The organism is Flavobacterium sp. UBA4197, assembly GCF_002379575.1.
Taxonomy (GTDB): domain Bacteria; phylum Bacteroidota; class Bacteroidia; order Flavobacteriales; family Flavobacteriaceae; genus Flavobacterium; species Flavobacterium inviolabile.
The window spans coordinates 1-21,013 of sequence record NZ_DFUB01000024.1; the positions used below are offsets into that span (position 1 = coordinate 1).

The following is a 21,013-nucleotide window of genomic DNA, read 5'->3' on the forward strand; positions in this document are numbered from 1 at the left end:
GCAACGGATGCTAACGGATGTAGTACAACACAATCGTTCACAATTACTGAGCCTGCTGCTTTAGTAGCTTCAGCTTCAGCTCAAACGAATGTTGCTTGTAACGGTGGATCTAATGGTTCTGCTACTGTAGCAGTAACGGGTGGAACAGGTGCTTATACTTATGTTTGGGCTCCAACTGGTGGAACTGCTGCAACCGCTTCTGGTCTTGCTGCCGGTACCTATACCGTAACAGTTACAGATGCTAACGGATGTAGTGCAACACAATCGTTCACAATCACACAACCGGCTGCTGTTAACATTACTTCTCAACCGGGTAACAGTACTATTACTGTTGGTGGAAATGCAACTTTCACAGTTACGGCAACTAACGCAACTGTTTATCAGTGGCAAGTGAGTACTAACAATGGTGGTACCTGGAATGATATCAATAACGGTGGAACAAACCCTGTAGTTTCAGGAGCAACAACCAGTACCCTTACATTAACAAATGTACCGGTATCGTACAATGGATATCAGTTCAGAGCGAATGTGGCTAACGGTACTTGTACTGCAATTGCTACAACCGCTGGTGTATTAACGGTTAACAATCTTGTTATTCTTGCTGTTAATGACAATTTCACTACTACTCCTGTTTATGCTGGTTCTGGTGGTGTTGCTGGTGATGTTACGTTAAACGATACCTTAAACGGTCTTCCGGTTAACGATAACGACATAACCATCACATTAGTTAACAACGGTGGTTTAACCGGTGCTACAATCAATGCCAATGGTGAGATAAACGTACCTGTAGGAACTACTCCGGGAACGTATACAATGACTTACTCTATCTGTGAGGTTGCAAACAGTACTAACTGTAGTACTGCAACAGCAATTGTTTTAGTTGAGCCAGGAATGAGTGTTAAAGATTTCGGCACAATGCTGGTTAACATCTATCCTAACCCGGCTACTACTACAGTAACGATTAAGTTGATGAACAACATTTCTAATGCAAGCGTGACTGTGTTCGATATGAACGGACGTCAGGTGTTGCGTCAGAATTTACACAACGAAGAGAGCAGCATTAATGTTGATCAATTCGAAGCGGGTGTTTACATCTTCAACATCGTAACCGATCAAGGTAAAACAACTAAGAGACTGATCAAAACAAACAAATAGTTCTGATCGAACTCAATAAAAAGAAAACATCCGCTATATGCGGATGTTTTTGTTTTTAGGGGAAGGTGGTTGGGGAAGCAAAGGGCAAAGGGCAAAGAGCAAAAGGCAATAGATAATGATAAATTAGGAATCAGGAATGATGGATTAGGAATGATGGATTAGGAATGGGCATAAAAAAAGCAACTCTTTCGAGTTGCTTTTTTTATGTTGTAATCAAAGTAAGAATTATTTCTGAGCGTTTACTTTCATACTTAATTCCATTGAAATAGCGGAACGCTCATATTTAAGTTTTCCGGCCATCGTTTCAATTACGATTGTATCCTCATAAAGTTCAGCGATTTTTCCATGCATACCGGATTTGGTAACAATCTTATCCCCTACTTTAATATCTTTTTCAAATTGTTTTTCTTTTTTCTGTCTTGTCTGTTGCGGTCTGATCATTAAGAAATAAACCACCACGAACATTAATATTATTGGTAAAAACTGACTTATTTGTCCCATATTTAAATTATTTAGCCTTTGGCGTTACTTCAGCCTTGATTGTAACTGTTTCAGTTCCTTTAGCTGTATTGGTTGTTAATGTAACTGTTTTTTGTTGTTGTCCCGGTTTTCCTGTAGAATCAAAAGTAACTTTCAACGGTACAGAAGCTCCCGGTTTGATTGGTTCTTTTGGCCATTCCGGTACTGTACATCCACAGCTTCCCTGTGCATTTACAATAATTAAATCGGCTTCTCCTTCATTGGTAACTGTAAATACAGTTTCCGCTTTATCTCCTTCGTTGATTGTTCCGAAATTGTGCTCTTCTTCGTTGAATTTAATTACAGGTAATTTCCCTGAAGCTTCGTTGTTTTTAGTGGCAAGCTCAACACTCGCATCATCAATTTTATCCGATGCATTTTCTTTTTTACAAGAAGTTGTTAGCACTAATGAAGCTATGGCTAACATTCCAAGAGTTTTGTTAATCATATTTGTTTTTTTACAATTTTACATTAAACCTCTGCCGGTTTTGATCAGTTTATTTTCTTTTTGATAATCTTTAACCAGATTATCTAAAATTCCGTTGATAAAAATACTACTTTTTGGAGTAGAATACTCTTTCGCAATTTCTAAATATTCGTTAATTGTTACTTTTACCGGAATAGACGGGAATTTTAAAAATTCACAAATCGCCATTTTAAGGATAATGGCATCAATCTCGGCAATACGTTCTGCATCCCAGTTAGGTGTCTTATCAATAAATTCTTTGGTTAATTCCGAATTGTTAAGGATCGTTTTGCGGAATAAGTTTCGAACAAACTCCTTGTCATCAATATCCTTATACAGCTTCGGTACAATAACAGCATCCGGATTGGTATCTTTAATTTGCTTTAACTGCTTCTGAATAGCGGTATTTACCAATGGAATATCATCCACCCATGTTAGTTTGTTATCTTCCAGATAATCGTATAACTTTTCATTCGGTGCAATTATTTCGGTAAAGATATCTTCTACAAACTGCTTGTCTTCCTCAAAGTCATTCACATCATTGCGCATGTAGTCGGCATACAACTTACTGTTTTTGATGTCCTCCAATAAAATAAGGATATAATCGTCGTTATTTTTCCAGTTGTTGATTTTTCTGTCTTCTAACGCAATGCTTAACGAATTGTTTTCGGAAAGGATTTCCAAAACGGCATTACTGACAAATTTTTTATTGGGATTGCGTTCTTCCTTAGTGGCAAGGTGCTTTTTACTCGATTTATCGATGAAATCCTCTTCTGCTCTTTTGATTTCTACCAGAGAAGAAAGCATAATGAGGTATAAATCCTGAATATTTTCTATACTATAGAACAGGAATTTCTCCTCTTTTTCAAGATTATCTGAACTATTTTGATGCATGGCATATATTGACTGCATCACTTTCACACGAATATGTCTTCTGTTTAACATCCTGCTGTAAGAACTTTTAAAAATTAAAGAAGCGAAAGAAAAATTCTTTCGCTCCGCAAAATTATGAAATATATTATTTGAAAACTACTACTTCGTGTTTTCTTTTTTTCTTGCATCAATACGATTCTGCGCCATTCTCATAGCTGCCTGGTGCGTAGTAATGTTATTCTCTTTTGCATAATTGAAAATATCCAATGTAGTATTGAAGATATTTTCTGTTCTGCGCATAGCTTCCTCTTTACCATATCCGGCGATTTCTCCGTATACGTTAATGATTCCACCGGCATTGATTAAGAAATCCGGAGCATATAAAATACCTCTTTCCTGTAATCTTGCACCGTGAACGTTTTCAACAGCTAACTGGTTGTTTGCTGCTCCGGCAATTACTTTTGCCTGGATTTTTTCGATAGTATCGTCGTTGATTGTTGCCCCTAAAGCACAAGGAGCATAGATATCCACATCAGCACTGTACAAATCAGCACCGCTGAATACTTTAGCACCATATTTAGCACCAACTTCCTGTAAACGTCCTTCGTTAATATCTGTAATCTGTACCAAAGCACCTTCCTTAGTGATTAACTCTACTAAAGTTTCACCTACGTGTCCGATACCCTGTACTAAGATTTTTTTACCTTCTAAATTATCCGAACCAAACTGGTATTTAGCTGCCGCTTTCATTCCCATATAAACACCATAAGCTGTTACAGGAGAAGGATTACCGGAACCACCTCTTGATTCTGAAATACCCGTTACATAAGGCGTTACATCACGGATAAGATCCATATCAGCTGTAGTAGAACCTACATCTTCTGCAGTAATATATTTACCGCTTAATGAGTTTACAAACTGTCCGAATCTCGTGATCATCTCCGGAGTTTTATCCGTTTTTGAATCACCAATGATTACCGCTTTACCACCACCTAAATCTAATCCTGAAATTGCTGATTTGAAAGTCATTCCACGAGACAGACGCAAAACATCGTTTAATGCTTCCCATTCGTTAGTGTATTTCCAGATTCTTGTTCCTCCCAAAGCAGGTCCTAAAACTGTGTTATGAACACCAATTATTGCTTTTAAACCAGTATCTTTGTCGTGACAAAATACGATTTGCTCATGATTATCAAATGAAACTTGACCAAAAACCGGGTCAATTTTATGAAGCTCATTAGCAGTTGTAACTTCTGTTATCATGTTTTAAATTTTATTTTGAGGTTGAAATTTATTCAAAAATAGATTGCAAAATTACACTTATATTCAGAATAATTCAACATAAATCGGTATTTTTAATTATTCATTAATAATTATTTTTAAAACCAACTTTTAAAATCACAATAAAAAACACAACATTTTAACACCAAAACAATATATAAAGCAAAACAATTCGTTTAAAAATGAAAGAACTACAATATTTAAACAAATATTTCATCAAATATAAATACCGCTTTTTATTAGGAATCATAATTACAATTGTAGCCCAATTCTTTACACTCTATACCCCTAAACTGGTTGGCGATTCTATAAAGGCATTGGAAAACAGTAAATTAGACGCTTCCGTGGTGCGGAGCCTGCTGTTGGAAAACATCATTTTGATATTGACCACTACCCTGATCGCCGGTTTTTTAACCTTCCTGATGCGCCAGACCTTAATTGTAATGTCCCGTCATGTCGAATTTGATTTAAAGAATGAAGTATTCCAGCAATACGAACGCCTTTCGCAAAATTTCTATAAGAAAAACAGAACCGGTGATTTAATGAACCGTATCAGTGAAGACGTTGGAAAAGTGCGCCAGTATGTGGGGCCGGCCGTGATGTATTCCATCAATACCGTTATCCGCTTTGCCGTTGTTACGGTACAAATGTATATTATCTCGCCAAAGCTTACCTTATATTCATTACTGCCATTGCCTTTCCTGGCCTACAGTATTTTTAAGATCAGCTCCGAGATCAACAAGCGCAGCACCTTATACCAGCAAAACCTCTCCAGGCTTTCCACCTTTACTCAGGAAATGTTTTCCGGAATACGGGTTATTAAAGCCTATTCCATTGAAAATGAAAAACAGGAAGACTTTATAAAACTATCGCAGGACAGTAAAAACAAAAACATGCAGCTGGCCAATGTGAACGCACTTTTCGGTCCGTTAATGATACTGTTAATCGGTGCCAGTAACCTTGTTGTGATTTACGTTGGCGGTATGATGTATATTAACGGCAGTATTCCGGATATTGGCGTGATCGCACAGTTTATACTTTACATCAACATGCTTACCTGGCCGGTAGCCTCTTTAGGGTGGGTATCCTCTATGGTTCAGGAAGCGGAAGCCTCTCAGAAGCGAATCAACGAATTCCTGAAAATTGAACCGGAAATCCAAAACACCGTACCGGAGAAAACCGAAATTGAAGGCGAAATTGCTTTCGAAGACGTTACCTTTGTGTATGAAGACACAAACATCAAAGCCCTGAACAATGTTTCCTTCCGTATCAAAAAAGGCGAAACACTTGCCATATTAGGTAAAACCGGTTCCGGTAAATCAACAATACTCTCCTTAATAAGCAGACTGTATGATGTTAATGAAGGTGCCGTAAAAATTGACCATCGAAACATTGATACCTTAAATTTATTTGATGTCAGAAACAATATCGGCTTTGTACCGCAGGATGCTTTCCTTTTCTCCGATTCGATTAAAAACAACATCAAATTCGGAAATGAAGAAGCAACCGACGAAGAAGTAATCGAAGCCGCTAAAAAGGCAGTCGTTCACAAAAACATCGTTAAATTCAAAAACCAGTACGATACCATATTGGGTGAAAGAGGTATCACGCTTTCCGGCGGACAGAAGCAGCGGGTATCCATTGCACGTGCCTTAATTAAAAACGCTCCGATACTACTTTTAGACGATTGCCTGTCGGCAGTGGATACCGAGACAGAAGAGGCAATTTTGAGCAATTTAATGGAATTCTGTAAAGATAAAACTACAATTATTGTCAGTCACAGGGTTTCTTCAGCCAAAAATGCCGACCAGATTATCATTCTTGACGACGGAAAAATAATCCAGCAAGGAACTCATAATCAATTAGTAAACCAGGAAGGCTATTATAAAGACTTATATTTTAAGCAACTTTCGGAAAAAGAATTACAATAAATGTTGGTTATTTTGGTTTTTTTTTAGATTTTTGAGTTCTACTTAACACAATTAATAATTGACAGAAGGATTATGAGAGAAAATGAAATGTTAGAAAAAGAAGAAATTTTTTCTAAAGTTTTACGAGCAGGAAGAAGAACGTATTTCTTCGATGTGAGAGCTACAAAAGCTGACGATTACTACATTACCATCACCGAAAGCAAGAAATTTACGGAAGATGATGGTTCATTCCATTTCAAAAAACACAAAATTTATTTATATAAAGAGGATTTTGTTGCTTTTAAAGAGATTTTAAATGAAATGACTTCTTATGTTTTAAACCATAAAGGAGAAGAAGTAATTTCTGAAAGACACCAAAAAGACTTTAAAAAAGAATATTTTTCAGAGAAAACAGAAGAAACGAAATCTTCCGGAAGCTTCACTGATATTGACTTTGATGATATTTAATATTGAATAGAACTATACGCTATAAAAGCCTGAAAAATTAATATTTTCAGGCTTTTTTATTTTTAGCTGCTTCCCTTCCGCTTCACTCGATTTATTATTTTATTTTTGTTAAAGCCTAATCCATTAGTCCCGATACCTATGCCTAAAATTTTAATTATTGAAGACGATACAAGAGTAGCCGAACTGCTAAAAAGAGGCCTGGATGAAGAAGGCTATGAAACCCAGCTGGCCTATGACGGGGAAATGGGAAAAAAGCTTTCCTTATACAACACTTACGATCTTGTGATCACCGATATCGTATTGCCCAAGATCAGCGGACTGGATTTGTGCCAGTCGATTAAAAACAGTAATCCCGGCTTGCCGATTATTATGCTGACGGCTTTGGGAACGACCGATGACAAGGTTGACGGTTTCGATGCCGGAGCCGATGATTACCTGGTCAAACCATTTGATTTCAGGGAATTAATGGCACGCATCCGGGTATTGCTGAAACGCAGTACAAACGCACCAAATTATACCGACAAATTCACTTATCAGGATCTGGAACTGGATTATAACACCAAAACCATTAAACGCTCCGGAAAAGAAATCAGCTTAACGCCAAAAGAGTTCAAGCTTCTGGAATACATGATGCAAAATGCCGAACGCGTACTGAGCCGGACCGAAATTGCCGAAAAAGTATGGAACACCCATTTTGATACCGGAACCAATTTTATCGATGTTTACATCAATTACCTCCGCAAAAAGATTGACAAGGATTTCGACAACAAACTGATCCATACAAAATCCGGTATGGGATTTATTCTGAAACTGGAAAGCAACGACTAAATGACAATTACAAACAGACTCAGCCTATTATTTACCTTTCTGACGGCTTCCATCGTGTTGGTCTTTGCAGTCATTATCTACCTGTCCGGCGAAAAAAGCAGGGAAAGAGCCTTCTATAAAAGCCTGAACAAAGAAGCCATCACAAAAGCCAACCTGTTTTTCAAGGCTAAAATTGACACCCAGACCCTACAGGCGATTTACACCAATAACCGTTCGATAATCAACGAAGTTGAAGTTGCCATTTATGACGATTCCTTTAACTTATTATACCATGATGATGTGGATATTGATATCGTAAAAGAAAATAAAAAAATGCTCCATTCCGTTTTGAAAAAAAAGGAAATCCGTTTCTATCTCGACAAATGGCAGGCTATCGGTTTAAAATACGAATATCAAAACAAGAACTATATTATCATGGCGGCGGCCTATGACCAGAACGGTTACCACAGTTCCGATTCCATTAAACGCACCATCCTTATTTTATTCTTCTCCTCCATCCTGTTTATCTACATCATGGGGCGCATCTTTTCCAAAAAAGCCTTATCGCCGGTGAGCAATATTGTAGCCAACGTAAAGGTGATCTCGGCAACCAATCTGGATTTAAGAGTACAAATACCCAATAGCAAAGACGAAATTGCTGAGCTGGCAACCACTTTTAACGAAATGCTGAACCGCCTGGAAAAATCATTTGAAGCACAAAAAGATTTTGTTTCCAATATTTCACACGAACTGCGCACGCCATTAACAGCTATGCTAACCGAACTGCAACTATCAGTGAGCAATATGCGCACCAACGAAGAATATCAAAAATCCATTACAAACGCCATAAATGATGCCCAAAAACTGGTCCGGTTATCCAACAGTCTGCTGGATCTTGCCAAAGCCAATTATGACCAGGCAGAAATCGGACTGAAAGAAATTCGTCTCGATGAAGTCTTACTGGATGCGCGGAACGATGTGATGCACAACCAGCCGGAATTTAAAGTAAACCTTATTTTTGAAAAGGAAATTGAAGACGACGATTTTATATCCGTAAAAGGCAATGAATACCTGCTGAAAGTTGCCTTTATGAATCTGATTGAAAACGGCTGTAAATTTTCGGAAGAAAAGGAAAGCACCGTAGCGATAACCTATTTTAAAACAAAAACAATAATCCGTTTTCAGGACAACGGTATCGGGATCAATAACGAAGATCTGCCAAATATCTTCACTCCTTTTTTCAGAGGTGATAACAAGAATTTTGCAGGAGGAAACGGGATCGGCCTGTCCCTGACCCAAAAGATAATTGCCTTGCATAACGGTAGTATTTCCGTAGTGTCCGAACCCGGCCAGGGAACCACCTTTACAATCGAATTACCCCATATTTAAGCAATTCTATACAGTAAAATAAAACCAACTTCTGCAAAGTACACGATCGAAATGAAAGAAAGCAAAGCTTTTATAGGTGAGATTGTTATTGAAAAAAGGAATTTATGGACCCGTTTTAAATCTTTATTTAAAAAACAGCCCTGGTAAGCCATCGCCTTTGTTTAGGCTTGTAGTTTTCCCGGTGTGATGCCATATTTTTTACGGAAAGCCGTGATAAAATGCTGCACATATTCATAGCCGCAGTAATCGGCTACTTCCTTAATAGTCCTTTCCTGTTCCAGTAGCAAATGTTTCGCTTTTTCCATCCGTAAGTCGTGCAGATAGCCAAAAACGGTAGTATTAAAAATTGCTTTAAAGCCTTTTTTTAATTTAAAATCGTTTAGTCCCACTTCATGCGCCAGCGCTATTAGCGTGTAAGGATTGCTGATGTTCTGCTCCAGTAAATATTTCGCATGATGGATTTTTTCGATATCCTGGAAATTCATCACCTCTTTTTTCTCTTTTAAGGTCGTTTCAAACTGGGCAAGCTGTAACATAAACAACTCAATAACCTTCGACTCGATAAAAAGACGTTTCAGCAAACCGGAACGTTTGCACTGCATGATTTCCGAAATGATAAGATTCATCTGTGGCGTAATAGCCATATTTTTCTCTTTCATTGCCGACATACTCCTTTTTTCAATACCGTTAAGAAACTTATCCAGTACGGTATTTTCAACATTCATAAAACGCTGAAAATAATCTTCTGTAAAATGCACTTCAAAAAAGTTATTCAGATCTTCCTGTTTGGAAAAATTAAAATACCCTTCAAAGTCTTTGGTATAAATAAGATTATGCTGCTGTGGTTCAAAACGAAAGATCTCTTTGGAGCCTAAAGTAGTGGCCTGGCTGGATCCGGAAAGCGTAAAATGCATTTCAAATACGGAATAATTACTCTCTATTTTTAAGGAAATATCTTCTTTGATCCGGGTTTGCCCTTTCGTAATGTGGATTCCCTCAAACCATAAATCTTCGATATCCGACGAACCGAATTTCGGATGAAATATAGCAGTGTTACTTTCGGTATAGGCTTTATCGCTTTTAAAATTCTGTGGCAAATCCCGCTCAAACAAAATATCATTGAGATCTGTATTCGTAATAACCATTTTCATTTAAAAATCCTTTTAGCGTTATCAATAATCCGTTTTGAGTACAACCTTAAAAGGGATAAAGCTGACCTTTGTTCAAAGATAAATATTATTTAGAAACAATCTAAACTATTAATTTATTTTTATCAAAATCATCAATCACACAATGGCAAATACTAAAGAAAACAAATTACTGCACATTATTAATGCAACACTTCAGGTAAAAGCTAAAAAGTATATAACGCCTAATTATTTACGAATTACACTAACAGGGGCATCTGTAAACCAATATGCAGCAGCAACCGTAGGGGAAAACAATAAAATTTTTATTCCGCCGGCAGGTGTTCGCGAGATTCATTTTCCGCATTTTGATAACGGAAAATGGGCACTTCCGCCACAAGAGGTCTGCCCGTCCATCCGTACCTATACCCACAGGGGGATTGATCTTGAAAAAGAAGAAATGTATATTGACTTTGTTGCTCATGGCGATTCCGGTCCGGCTTCTTCCTGGGCAATCCATGCCAATGTTGGCGATCCTTTAGGCGTGGCGATGTACGGCTTAAAAACGGAACTTTACCCGAAAGCCGACTGGTATTTGCTTGCCGGCGATGCTACGGCTATTCCCGTTATCAGTGTTATACTGGAAACCTTGCCCGAAACGGCAACCGGTATTGCCTATATACTTGTTGAAAACGAACAGGAAATACAAACCATTTCAACGCGATCGCAGGTAACGGTCAACTGGTTATTCCATAACGACAATATTTTGACTACTGCACTGGCAGATGCCGTTAAAAACCATCCGTTACCGGACTCGGGTGTCAGCCGTTTTGCCTATGTAGCAGCCGAATTTGCTACTGTAAAAACGATCCGGAACTATATGCGAAAAGAGCAAAAATGGGAACGCAGCGAACTTTATGCCTACTCTTACTGGAAAGCAGGCAATAGTGAAGAACAATCGGAAATGGAACGACGCGAGGAGTTCCAGCTAAAATAAACGAAGCCGTCCGGAATACCGGTAACAGCTTCCAAACAGGATACAAGATGAACTTTAATATAAACAGAATCATACAATTCTTAAACCGGCCATTACTGGAAGTGAATCAGGAAGAAAGCCCGGTCACCTTCGACATACAGTTTGATAATGTCGCTTTTAATGCCGATGGTGAAAAAGCCGTCCGGAGAATTTCCTTTCATGCCGAAGAAAAAAGCGCCACGGCATTAGTGGGATTATCTGCAACCGACAAAATAACGTTAACCACGCTCCTTTCCCACTTTTGGGATATTAAAAAAGGAACCATTAAAATTGGCGGTATTCCCATCAAAAATATCCCGCAGCAGCAACTTTCAGCATTTGTTAGCGAAATTTTCCAGGATAGTGAAGTATTGAACGACAGTATTTACAACAACCTTAAATCGGAAAATCCGGAAGCCACGGACGATGCCATATTTGATGCTACCGAAAAAGCTCAGGTCATTGATTTTGCCTGGGAACTGCCGGAAGGATTGCACACGCGGATAGGAAAATACGGGTACCAACTGTCTGTTAATGAAAAACTGCGCCTCAATATTGCCCGGGCAATACTAAAAAACGCACCGATACTGCTTTTAGATGAAGCTGCTTTTTCTCTGGATGCAGACCAGAACAACGGTATCCAGAAAACCATTCAGGAACTGGTAAAAAACAAAACCCTGCTTATCATTACCGACAGGCTGGAAACCATAAAAAATGCCGATCAGATCGTAGTCCCGGCAGAAACAGTAGAAAAACCGGATGAATTGTTTACTTCCAACGGATTATACTCGTTGCAGCAAAAACGATAACATCCTGTAAAGCACTTTAATTTTAATTTAATTTTTTTTGTTTACGCAAAGTTAAGTATGTACTGACTTTTTCGTTAAGCCTGGCGTTACCACTAACGCCAGGCTTATATTTTTATAGTAGCTCGGGATTACAGAAAATCCCGTTCGTTTTCTTTTAACTGCAAAATCACTTCTTCCAGTTTCGCCCTGATAAAGCCAAACAGTATTTTAATAGCCGTAACATTCTCTGCATTTTTAGCCAACTCTTCCAGTTGTTTCAGTTCGTTACTGATGGAATGAATCCGTAAGCTTTCCACACTCGGCCTTATTTTGTGCATAATACGGCCCACCTCTGTAAAATTATTTTCCGAAAGGGCAATTTCCGTCTTTTGGATGGTCTCGTTAACCTGCTCAATAAAAACCACCAGCAGCTCATTCATAAACTTATCGTTTTCACTGCTTAATCCCTGGATTAAACGCAAATCATAGAGCTTCGTTAAAGTGCCTATCTTTTCAATTTTACCGTTATTCGTATATTTTGCAATCATGTTAATCAGCACGTCTTCGTCAAACGGTTTGGTAACATAATCATTCATGCCTACTTTCTGGCAGCGTTCTACCTCGGTCTTAAACGCATTTGCCGTTAAGGCGATAATCGGTATATCCAGTTTCAGCTCTTCTCTTATAAGCGTTGTTGCTTCAATACCGTCCATTTCCGGCATCTGGATATCCATCAGTATCAAATCAATATTGGCGCCTGTTTTTAGAATTTCAATCGCTTTTAATCCGTTTTCCGCTTCAATAACATTGCATTTATAATGTTTCAGGGAATTTTGTGCCACCATCCTGTTCAGAATATTGTCCTCTACAAGAAGGATCGTAACATTTTCGAGATTCATCCATTCTTCCTGCTGGTTCGCCTTCTGGATCTTCTCTTCATCTCCTTTTTCCAGCTCCAGATACACATGAAATACCGTTCCTTTGCCTTTTTCGCTTTCAATTTCAATCGTACCGCCCATCAGCTCTACCAGTTCCCGGGTAATGAACAACCCCAATCCTGTTCCGCCATAGCGTTTTGTTGTGAGCGCTTTGTCTTCCTGTGTGAACTTTCGGAAAATATCTTTCTGGAAATCAGCGTCAATTCCAATTCCGGTATCGGAAATCGAGATCTTTATTTTTTGCCGGGCATCCGAACTTTCTACAAAACTGCAATCAACTGCAACGCCGCCCTGTGTCGTAAACTTAACCGCATTGCCGATAAGATTAAATAAAATCTGCTCCAATCGCAAAACATCCCCTTTTAAAACCTTCGGAATATGCTCCGAAACCGATTTGCTAAGGTATAGCTCTTTGGCTTCAGCCCGTGGCTTCATCACCGTTACCACGTTATTGATGGTATTCTCAAAAATAAAGTCTTCTTTTTCAAGGGACATTTCCCGGGCTTCAATTTTGGAGATATCCAGTACGTTGTTAATGATCGCCAGCAAATGTTTGGAAGCAATATTACTGTTGTTTACATATTCTTTTTGTGCTGCGGTCAGATCCTGTTTCGATAATTCTCTTAAAAAGCCGACTATCGCATTCAAAGGTGTCCGGATCTCATGGCTCATGTGAGCCAGGAAAGCTTCTTTCGATTTCGAAGCCTGCTGTGCCTTGATTTTTTCATTCTTCAGCTCAATTTCCATCCGCTTTTGTTCGGTAATATCCAGATGGATCCCTATGGACCCGATCCATTCGCCATTGTCGTCATAATTCGGTCCGCCGCTGATGGCCCACCATCGCAGTTCTCCTTTTTTATTTTTAATCGGCAGCTGATACAAATTCGAAATACCTTTTCTTCTCAGTTCCTGTTTGCTTTTCACCAGCTTCAGATCTTCATTATACATAAAAATCTCCGGGGCGCTCTTACCGATAATTTCATCCAGTTCGTATCCGGAAATCGAAAGAAAGCCCTGGTTTGCATACAAGATGATATCGTTCCGGTCCACTTCTATCAGCCCCATATTCATATTGGCAATAATGTTGCGGTATTTTTCTTCCTGTGCTTTAAGGCTGGTTTCCGCCTTTTTTCTTTCGGATATATCCTGAATAAAAGAACAAAAGAATTTTTCTTCATTGTGATTAATCGGCAGTATCGAAATTTCTATAGGAAACTCCTGTCCGTCCCTGTTCAGTCCGCTCAGTTCCAGCTGCCGGTTCAACACCGGCCCTTCGCCGGTTTCCAGGTAATGGTTCATCCCGTTAATATGTCCGCTTGCATACTTTTCCGGAATAATCGTATCGGTCAGGTTTTGCCCTAAAACCTCATCCTGGCTCCAGCCGAATATTTTCTCGGCCTGGCGGTTCCAAAAAGTGATTTTCCCGGCGCTGTCAATATTAATAATTGCATTCAACGCCGCATTCATGATCAGGCGGTTTCGCTCTTCATTTTGCTCAATCAGCGTTAACGTCTGCTTTTTCTCGGTAACATCCGTATATTTCCAGAAATTCCCCTGTAGTTCTCCATTGATAACAATCGGGATATAATCCCTTTCAAAAAAGCGGTTGTCTGTTGTCTCGATCAATTCATTCGTCACAATTTTGCCTTCTTCAAAAATCGTTTCCAGGCGGTTTACAAAATCGTCCGGTTTTCTAAAGATATGCCTGGAACGTTCGGCCGTAACGACACAATCCATTCCAACCATCGTTTCCGGACGCTCTTTTATCCCGAAAAAATTGCAAAACAGCTGATTGATAAATAAGATTTTCCGGTTTTCGTCTTCTACCATAACACCGGACTGAATATTTGCCAGCAGCATTTTAAAAAGCTCAACCGTGTGGTTCAGGCTCTTTTCGGATTTTCTTCTTTTTTCGATTTGCTCACTTAAATATCCGGAGATAAACAGCAGATCGTTTTTATCTTCATCTTTAATATCCTGATACGTATCGTCAATTCCTTTCAGACTTTCATACAGGTTTTCAATAGACCTTTCCTTAAGGTCATTTTCTCTTTTTAAATTTTCATGTACTTCATTGTATTCTTTTTCACTTTCCTGGAATGCCTGGTTCATAATCCCTTTATCTTTCTCATACGAGTTGTAAGAAGTATTAACAGACTCCAGAAAAGCCCTGAAATCATTATGCTGCCTGAAATCTTTCGGCAGGTATTTATTAATCTGTTTTTGTAATAGCTTATGATACGTCATGATCACTCAATTTCATTAAGTCCGGTAATTGTCATCGTTTGGTTATGAAGTTCACAATTAGAGAAAGGCCGCATCGGGGAAATTTCGCCATAAGAGTAAAACCCGGTCAGTAGTGTTGCGGCACCGAAAATATCGGAAACCGCTTCCACCTCTTCCTCTATCCTGTTTCCCAATATCAGTTTTCTTCCCACGCAGCTAATCAGTATAGCGAGCTTGGGAGCGGCATGCTGTATGGCTAAACACGTATTGGCGGCATCACTTGCCGCATCGACCAGTTTATCAAAATTTGCCTTCATAAATTGTACTTCACTTCCCACAGGCAAATCACCGGCAAAAGTCATGCTTTTATTGTTGTTGTCAATGGACAGTATGGTTCTTACTATCGTTTCCCCACTGTCTTTTAAAGTTAGTGCCAAAGGGAATAATAATGCCGATCCGGGCAGTTCGGAAGCATATATCCCCAGGTAGTTTTTATACAGGTCCAGGGCGTTCTTGTTGTCTATTTCATATAATATATTTTCACTCGATTTTGTTACTGTTTTTTTCAATCCGAAAGTCTCCCATCCGCCCAAGGAACCGTGTGAAAGCAAGAGTTTATCGCCATAAAAACCAATGGCAATTATCTTACCGGTTTGCGGAACACTGTTTAAACCCACATAGGTTTTTTCAAACCGGTCGGCATCACCGGCCAGTCCGCCGGTAATTAATACCTGTTTCGATTTGGCCGCATTCATCCCTTTAACCAATTCACTCCCGTTTACTTTTCCGCCATCAGACAGTACAAATATTAACCGCAGTCCTTCATCGGGAAGGTTTTCCACCAGTGCTTTCCCGGCGGTAAAACCGGAATCGTAATCCGCAATATCAATTTGTGATGTTTTGATCGCTGTAGCCGAAAATTCATGTGCCGTTAACGTGATCGTATCGTCTACTACTTCTTTCTGATAAATCTCTCCGGCAGAAGAGCAGAGCGCAATATCGGCCAGCGGAAACCGCTTTCTGAGAAAAGCATACGTATCGGGATCTGAAATTAATCCGGGTGCACCGAAGCCAATAAGCAATTGTGCGGCTTCATAATTCAAACCGTCGTCATTCTTTTCTTTTAAAAATGACGCCTCTTTATACAGGAGTAAAGCTGTTTTCATATTTTTCTAGTAAAACCGGTGGATAAATAATACTACTAAAGCAATCTAAATATCGCTGAAACGGTAGTCTCTTTAAACTTTTCACTATTGAATATGAAAATGTTACATTTTTGTATAACCTGAAAAAAGCAACTGTAGTCATAGGTAATTTAGATTTGGGATCGCTTTCACAAGTTACTAAAAAAGCGTGTATTTTATATATTTTTACACAATAATTTAATTTTTACTCAGAAAATTAAAAATTAAATTAACAACATGATAACAACACCCTTAAAATCAGTTATTTTTAGTAGCTGAACTTTTTATTCAGCACTTAAAAAATAACAATATCTTCCGGAACTATAGCAAACCCCGGCAATCCGGGTACTCCGGCTATCGCAGTATTGCAATCCGGGAAATTTCAAAAATATTTGCAATGATTCCTGAATAGTATAAAAACATAATACTATTTTTAGTCCTTAATTAATTTCTAATGAAAAGAGGCCTTTTAGTCACGCTGTTCGTATTGTTCGTAACCGTTGCTTTTGCTCAGGATTTTGAGTTTAAAGTTCCGGACTATAAACAGATACAGAAAGAAGTACAAAATAAAAAATCGGTTTATTATTATCCGCTATTAAAGGAACGGTTAAGCCGTTATGATGCATCGCTGACAGCAGCAGATTTCCAATACCTGTACTATGGTTATATTTTTGATAAAGACTATGACCCTTACAGGAACTTTTCTAAAGAAGACGATCTAGCCCTTTATTTAAACCGCGAGGTACTCGATCCGAAAGACTACGACAAAATTATCGAACTGACCAAAAGCGCTATTCAGGAATTCCCGTTCGATATCAGAATGATGAACATCCTGGCTTACCTCTATCATTTAAAAGGCGATGAAGAACAATCCAAAAAAGTATCCACTATTTTCCATGGTATTTTAAATACGATCATGCATTCCGGTGACGGGGTAACCTGTGAAACCGGTTTCCACGTTATTGTTGTGGGACATGAATATGTATTGCTCAACATGCTGGAATTAAACAACACCGGACAATCACTTGTTGGCAATTGTGATTTTATTAAAATTGCCGCTACCGAAACATTTAAAATAAAAGGCCTGTATTTTAATATTGAAAAAATGCAGGAGAAAAACCTTGGGATACTGACTTCAAAAAACAATAAAGATCGTTAGATGGATAAAATCAGTTTAATTACGCAGATCGCAAAAATCACCGTTTTTGTTTCCTTTCTTTTAGCGCTCTTCCTGATAACGGTACAAACCCGGAACAAATTGAGCAACCGGCTGTTTGCCTGCTTTATTATTCTGAGTGCTGTTGATATCAGCGGTTTTTTTATGTTCAGCTATACCGGCAGTCATCTCAATCTGGAAATGTTCCGGATCCTGATGTCGCTGTTAATCATGCCGTTTTTTTACCTGTACATGCTATCGGTCTGTTATTCCGATTTTCGCATACAGCCCAAGCATTTGCTGCATGCCGTTCCTTACCTCATCGGGAATATCGTTATGGCACCACGCCTGTATTTTGCCGATACTGCCGGTAAAGAACAACTGTTCAGCCACCTGACAAAATCTCCCGAAATGATCTTTATCCGCGTGGTTACAGAGCTGCAATTTGCCTTTTATATTATTGCCGTTTTCCTGCTTCTGAAAAAATTCAGGGAAATTTACCGGGAAAACTATACCGATCCGACGAGTGCCACATACAAATGGCTGTTCCAGATTACCGTTATCTCTACCGTTGCACACACTATCGTACTTGTAAAGAACACCGTTATTTATACCGATCATGACGGTATTTTTATCTGGCTGAACATAATTGTCGGCCTGATTGCCTTATCTGTATTATGCTGGTTTGTTCTCAAAGCCCTATACTATCCGGAACTATTCAGAAGCGTTGATTCAAAATTACAACTGGTAAAAGACATCGTTCATACGGAAGAGGCCAATCCGCATCCGGAAACCGTAGCGGAACAGGACACTCCCATCACGGCAAAAATCAATCAGCTTAAAAGCTATATGATCGCTCAGGAGCCTTATCTGGATCCGTCGCTGACAATACAGCAGCTGGCCGATCAGATTGAGCTGCCGGTAAAAGAGCTATCCGTTTTGATCAACCACCACATGGATCAGCATTTCTTTGATTTTGTAAACGAATACCGCATTCAGAAAGCCATGCACCTTTTAAGAAATCCCGAAAAAAGCGATGTAACGGTACTGGAAATTTTATATGAAGTGGGTTTTAACTCCAAATCGTCTTTTAATACCTCTTTTAAAAAATATACAAATCTAACGCCCACACAATACCGAAACACCTCATCTTAAAGGCTTTAAAAAAAGTCGAACGCCTCATTTAAGAAAGTCGAACCAATTTTATCTTCAAAAAATGGTTCGACTTTTTTTATCGGTCGCACAGGAACTTTCGCTACCGCAATTTTGCTTCAAATAATTAAAACCAACGCAAAAATTGAGATCATGAAAAAAGTAAACCTGTTTCTGTTATTACTATTACCATTATGCTGTATGGCACAATCATTACAGTTAAAAGGAAAAGTAACCGATGCCGCAGCACCGTTAGCATGGGCAAATGTTGTTATCACCAGTCCCGAAGGAAAAATAATTACCGGTATGACCACCCTGGAAGACGGCTCGTTTGAAATGGAACTGAATAAAGGCACCTACAACCTTAAAATTAGTTTTTTAGGCTATAACGACTGGCAGAAAGAGATCACGATGGATACCCCTGTCGATTTGGGTACTATCGTTGTTAGCGAAAGTGCCAATACCCTGCAACAGGTCGTGATTAAAACCAACAAGAAAATGGTGGAACAAAAAATTGACCGCCTGGTATATACTGTAGATAACAATGCCGCCGCTGCCGGTGGTGATGCCATTAATGCCATGAGTACCGCTCCGGGTCTTGTGGTGCAAAACAATGCCATCAGTATGCTGGGCAAAGGTGCTTCCCGTGTGATGATCGACGGAAGAATTGTAGCTCTGTCCGGTGAGGAGCTAATCAGCTTCCTGAAATCAATATCGGCCAGCGACATTAAGAATATCGAAATCATTACCAATCCACCAGCTAAATATGAAGCTGCAGGCGATGGCGGCCTGATTAACATCATCCTTAAAAAAGGTGCTTCAGATTCCTGGAAAAACAGCACTACGCTAACCTATGACCAGAATACTTACGGCTCCACTACGCTGCGCAATAATTTCCTGTACAACAAAGACAAATTAAAGTTCACTGTAAGCGGTACCGGAAAATCAGGAAATACCCAATCCAGACAGGATTTGGACACTTACTATCCCGGTGGATTATGGGAATTAAAATACAAAGGCAAACAAAAAACGGATCATGCTTCCGGACGCATCACTGCCGATTATGCTCTATCCGACCGTACCAGCATAGGCGCTCAGTACCTGGGGAATTTCAATAGCCCGGACAGTAAGGATAAAGCTGTGATCAATATCTTTAATACCGGAAAAACACTGGATTCTTTATTAATCAATAACGGCCGCAACAAACAGCATTCAAACAACCAGACATACAATGCCCACATCATCTCAAAATTGGATACGCTGGGCAGAAACATTGCCATAGATGTGGATTATTTCACTTTTGATGCTAAAATTGACAACCGTTTTACTGCCGAAACCTTTTCACCGGATACCGCTTTCCTGAACGTTAACCAGGCCGCCAGAAATATTTCTAACCAGAACATCAATAACTTTACTATAAAAGCCGATATGGAACATCCTTTGGCTTTTGCCAGCCTTTCTTATGGTGCCAAGGTAAGTTTCAGCAACAGTAAAGGTGCTATTCAATACTATAACACCATTAGCGGTAGCCCGGAACTGGATCCGAACCGTTCGAATACCTTTGAATACCGCGAACGCAATCAGGCCGTTTATATTAACGGAACTAAAAAAATAAACGACAAATTCAATGTACAATTAGGATTACGCCTTGAAAACACCCAAACGGAAGGATATTCCCAAACGTTAAACCAAAACAATACCAACAACTATTTCAAATTGTTCCCGACCGTTTATCTTTCTTATACCGAAAATGACAATCACAGTTTTCTTTTTAACTACGGAAAACGTATTAACAGACCCGGTTTCCGCGATTTGAACCCGTTCCGTGCTTACCTGAACAGCAACAGCTATTCCGAAGGAAATCCTTTTTTACAGCCTTCCTACAATGATAACTTCGATCTTACCTATACCTACAAAGGAAAATTGCGTACCAACGCCTTCTTTAATGTGATTACCAATGGTTATGGTGTGGTGTTCAGTTCCAATGCAGCAACAAACACTCAGATCATCAGTCGGGAAAACTACTTTAAAGAATACTATTACGGTATCGGAGAAAACTACACGGCAACGATCGCACCGTGGTGGCAAAGTCAGAACTTAATCTATCTATTGGGTTCCAAAACAGTATTTGCAACAAACATCCAGGCGGTTCCTATGAATAAAATGCAGGTGTATCTGGCCACAAACAATACTTTCTCCCTGAACAAGCAAACCAAATTACAGCTGGACTATCTGTATTGCTCTCCTTACAAAAGAGGATTGTATGAATACGGAACCGTTTCCGGGTTAAACCTGGCGGTAAAACGAAGCTTTCTAAACGATAATATGCAGGTTGCCATACTCTTCAATGATATCTTTAATACAACCTATTTAAAAGATTATACTTCAGTTGTAAATGGCATCAAACAAGTTTATAACGAAAACAACAGCAGCCGGTTTGTAAGAGTATCACTGACGTATAACTTCGGAAACAATAAAGTGAAAGTAGACCAGCGAAATTTCGGGAACGAAGAAGAGAAAAAAAGAACCGAAAACTAAACCTTCTCCCCGCTCTAATGA

Annotated in this window: 16 protein-coding genes and 2 pseudogenes; 11 read left to right on the forward strand and 7 right to left on the reverse strand. The window is 39.1% G+C overall.

The window, feature by feature from the left end:
* Nucleotides 1-42 precede the first annotated feature (42 nt).
* Nucleotides 43-159 (forward strand): annotated as a pseudogene (locus B3394_RS18190) (hypothetical protein); the annotation flags it as partial.
* A 780-nt stretch (nucleotides 160-939) separates the two neighbouring features.
* Nucleotides 940-1,155 (forward strand): annotated as a pseudogene (locus B3394_RS18195) (T9SS type A sorting domain-containing protein); the annotation flags it as partial.
* A gap of 225 nt (nucleotides 1,156-1,380) precedes the next feature.
* Here the strand turns inward: B3394_RS18195 and yajC are convergent.
* From yajC to B3394_RS13865, 4 genes are all read right to left on the reverse strand, one after another.
* Nucleotides 1,381-1,656, reverse strand: a complete 276-nt coding sequence (gene yajC / locus B3394_RS13850; RefSeq protein ID WP_177734277.1) for a preprotein translocase subunit YajC — start codon at nucleotides 1,654-1,656, stop codon at nucleotides 1,381-1,383.
* Nucleotides 1,657-1,663: 7 nt separating this feature from the next.
* Nucleotides 1,664-2,122 carry a DUF1573 domain-containing protein gene (locus B3394_RS13855; RefSeq protein ID WP_177734276.1) on the reverse strand — a complete coding sequence of 153 codons (459 nt, stop codon included), beginning with the start codon at nucleotides 2,120-2,122 and terminating at the stop codon, nucleotides 1,664-1,666.
* 18 nt (nucleotides 2,123-2,140) lie between these two features.
* Nucleotides 2,141-3,085 carry a transcription antitermination factor NusB gene (nusB, locus tag B3394_RS13860; RefSeq protein ID WP_286925633.1) on the reverse strand — a complete coding sequence of 315 codons (945 nt, stop codon included), beginning with the start codon at nucleotides 3,083-3,085 and terminating at the stop codon, nucleotides 2,141-2,143.
* 87 nt (nucleotides 3,086-3,172) lie between these two features.
* Entirely contained in the window at nucleotides 3,173-4,276 is a 1,104-nt protein-coding gene (locus B3394_RS13865; RefSeq protein ID WP_177734274.1) for a Glu/Leu/Phe/Val dehydrogenase dimerization domain-containing protein, read from the reverse strand.
* Between the two features lie 200 nt (nucleotides 4,277-4,476).
* Here B3394_RS13865 and B3394_RS13870 point away from each other — a divergent pair, with 200 nt between their 5' ends.
* From B3394_RS13870 to B3394_RS13885, 4 genes are all read left to right on the forward strand, one after another.
* Nucleotides 4,477-6,225: an ABC transporter ATP-binding protein gene (locus tag B3394_RS13870; RefSeq protein WP_286925634.1), complete on the forward strand. Its 1,749-nt coding sequence runs from the start codon at nucleotides 4,477-4,479 to the stop codon at nucleotides 6,223-6,225.
* A 72-nt stretch (nucleotides 6,226-6,297) separates the two neighbouring features.
* A complete protein-coding gene (locus B3394_RS13875) occupies nucleotides 6,298-6,672 on the forward strand; it encodes a PUR family DNA/RNA-binding protein (RefSeq protein WP_177734272.1) in 375 nt (124 codons plus the stop codon).
* 138 nt (nucleotides 6,673-6,810) lie between these two features.
* Nucleotides 6,811-7,500, forward strand: a complete 690-nt coding sequence (locus B3394_RS13880) for a response regulator transcription factor (RefSeq protein WP_177734271.1) — start codon at nucleotides 6,811-6,813, stop codon at nucleotides 7,498-7,500.
* Nucleotides 7,501-8,868: a sensor histidine kinase gene (locus B3394_RS13885; protein WP_177734270.1), complete on the forward strand. Its 1,368-nt coding sequence runs from the start codon at nucleotides 7,501-7,503 to the stop codon at nucleotides 8,866-8,868.
* Nucleotides 8,869-9,029: 161 nt separating this feature from the next.
* Here B3394_RS13885 and B3394_RS13890 read toward each other — a convergent pair whose 3' ends face one another.
* Entirely contained in the window at nucleotides 9,030-10,019 is a 990-nt protein-coding gene (locus B3394_RS13890) for a helix-turn-helix transcriptional regulator (protein ID WP_177734269.1), read from the reverse strand.
* Nucleotides 10,020-10,161: 142 nt separating this feature from the next.
* On the opposite strand from B3394_RS13890, the gene B3394_RS13895 reads away from it, so the two are divergent.
* Together B3394_RS13895 and B3394_RS13900 are read left to right on the forward strand one after the other, a co-directional pair.
* Nucleotides 10,162-10,992, forward strand: coding sequence for a siderophore-interacting protein (locus B3394_RS13895; protein ID WP_286925635.1), 831 nt, complete (start codon nucleotides 10,162-10,164; stop codon nucleotides 10,990-10,992).
* A gap of 47 nt (nucleotides 10,993-11,039) precedes the next feature.
* Nucleotides 11,040-11,819 (forward strand): ATP-binding cassette domain-containing protein, encoded by a 780-nt coding sequence (locus tag B3394_RS13900; protein ID WP_286925636.1) that lies wholly within the window; start codon nucleotides 11,040-11,042, stop codon nucleotides 11,817-11,819.
* A 128-nt stretch (nucleotides 11,820-11,947) separates the two neighbouring features.
* On the opposite strand, the gene B3394_RS13905 is transcribed toward B3394_RS13900, so the two are convergent.
* Both B3394_RS13905 and B3394_RS13910 read right to left on the reverse strand, forming a co-directional pair.
* Nucleotides 11,948-14,983 carry a PAS domain S-box protein gene (locus tag B3394_RS13905; RefSeq protein WP_286925637.1) on the reverse strand — a complete coding sequence of 1,012 codons (3,036 nt, stop codon included), beginning with the start codon at nucleotides 14,981-14,983 and terminating at the stop codon, nucleotides 11,948-11,950.
* Between the two features lie 2 nt (nucleotides 14,984-14,985).
* Nucleotides 14,986-16,128, reverse strand: a complete 1,143-nt coding sequence (locus B3394_RS13910; protein WP_177734265.1) for an FIST signal transduction protein — start codon at nucleotides 16,126-16,128, stop codon at nucleotides 14,986-14,988.
* 472 nt (nucleotides 16,129-16,600) lie between these two features.
* Between B3394_RS13910 and B3394_RS13915 the strand changes: the two genes are divergently transcribed.
* From B3394_RS13915 to B3394_RS13925, 3 genes are all read left to right on the forward strand, one after another.
* On the forward strand, nucleotides 16,601-17,305 hold the full coding sequence (locus B3394_RS13915; RefSeq protein ID WP_286925638.1) for a DUF4919 domain-containing protein: 705 nt from the start codon (nucleotides 16,601-16,603) through the stop codon (nucleotides 17,303-17,305).
* Complete coding sequence (locus B3394_RS13920) at nucleotides 17,306-18,457, forward strand: helix-turn-helix domain-containing protein (RefSeq protein WP_286925639.1); 1,152 nt, start codon at nucleotides 17,306-17,308, stop codon at nucleotides 18,455-18,457. It begins immediately after the preceding gene.
* Nucleotides 18,458-18,607: 150 nt separating this feature from the next.
* On the forward strand, nucleotides 18,608-20,992 hold the full coding sequence (locus tag B3394_RS13925) for a TonB-dependent receptor domain-containing protein (RefSeq protein WP_286925640.1): 2,385 nt from the start codon (nucleotides 18,608-18,610) through the stop codon (nucleotides 20,990-20,992).
* The last annotated feature ends 21 nt before the right edge of the window (nucleotides 20,993-21,013 follow it).

What these genes read in the sequence shown, in the direction of transcription:
- yajC (WP_177734277.1), bottom strand. Translation starts at nt 1,656, where the DNA reads ATGGGACAAATAAGTCAGTTTTTACCAATAATATTAATGTTCGTGGTG.
- B3394_RS13855 (WP_177734276.1), bottom strand. Translation starts at nt 2,122, where the DNA reads ATGATTAACAAAACTCTTGGAATGTTAGCCATAGCTTCATTAGTGCTA.
- nusB (WP_286925633.1), bottom strand. Translation starts at nt 3,085, where the DNA reads ATGTTAAACAGAAGACATATTCGTGTGAAAGTGATGCAGTCAATATAT.
- B3394_RS13865 (WP_177734274.1), bottom strand. Translation starts at nt 4,276, where the DNA reads ATGATAACAGAAGTTACAACTGCTAATGAGCTTCATAAAATTGACCCG.
- B3394_RS13870 (WP_286925634.1), top strand. Translation starts at nt 4,477, where the DNA reads ATGAAAGAACTACAATATTTAAACAAATATTTCATCAAATATAAATAC.
- B3394_RS13875 (WP_177734272.1), top strand. Translation starts at nt 6,298, where the DNA reads ATGAGAGAAAATGAAATGTTAGAAAAAGAAGAAATTTTTTCTAAAGTT.
- B3394_RS13880 (WP_177734271.1), top strand. Translation starts at nt 6,811, where the DNA reads ATGCCTAAAATTTTAATTATTGAAGACGATACAAGAGTAGCCGAACTG.
- B3394_RS13885 (WP_177734270.1), top strand. Translation starts at nt 7,501, where the DNA reads ATGACAATTACAAACAGACTCAGCCTATTATTTACCTTTCTGACGGCT.
- B3394_RS13890 (WP_177734269.1), bottom strand. Translation starts at nt 10,019, where the DNA reads ATGAAAATGGTTATTACGAATACAGATCTCAATGATATTTTGTTTGAG.
- B3394_RS13895 (WP_286925635.1), top strand. Translation starts at nt 10,162, where the DNA reads ATGGCAAATACTAAAGAAAACAAATTACTGCACATTATTAATGCAACA.
- B3394_RS13900 (WP_286925636.1), top strand. Translation starts at nt 11,040, where the DNA reads ATGAACTTTAATATAAACAGAATCATACAATTCTTAAACCGGCCATTA.
- B3394_RS13905 (WP_286925637.1), bottom strand. Translation starts at nt 14,983, where the DNA reads ATGACGTATCATAAGCTATTACAAAAACAGATTAATAAATACCTGCCG.
- B3394_RS13910 (WP_177734265.1), bottom strand. Translation starts at nt 16,128, where the DNA reads ATGAAAACAGCTTTACTCCTGTATAAAGAGGCGTCATTTTTAAAAGAA.
- B3394_RS13915 (WP_286925638.1), top strand. Translation starts at nt 16,601, where the DNA reads ATGAAAAGAGGCCTTTTAGTCACGCTGTTCGTATTGTTCGTAACCGTT.
- B3394_RS13920 (WP_286925639.1), top strand. Translation starts at nt 17,306, where the DNA reads ATGGATAAAATCAGTTTAATTACGCAGATCGCAAAAATCACCGTTTTT.
- B3394_RS13925 (WP_286925640.1), top strand. Translation starts at nt 18,608, where the DNA reads ATGAAAAAAGTAAACCTGTTTCTGTTATTACTATTACCATTATGCTGT.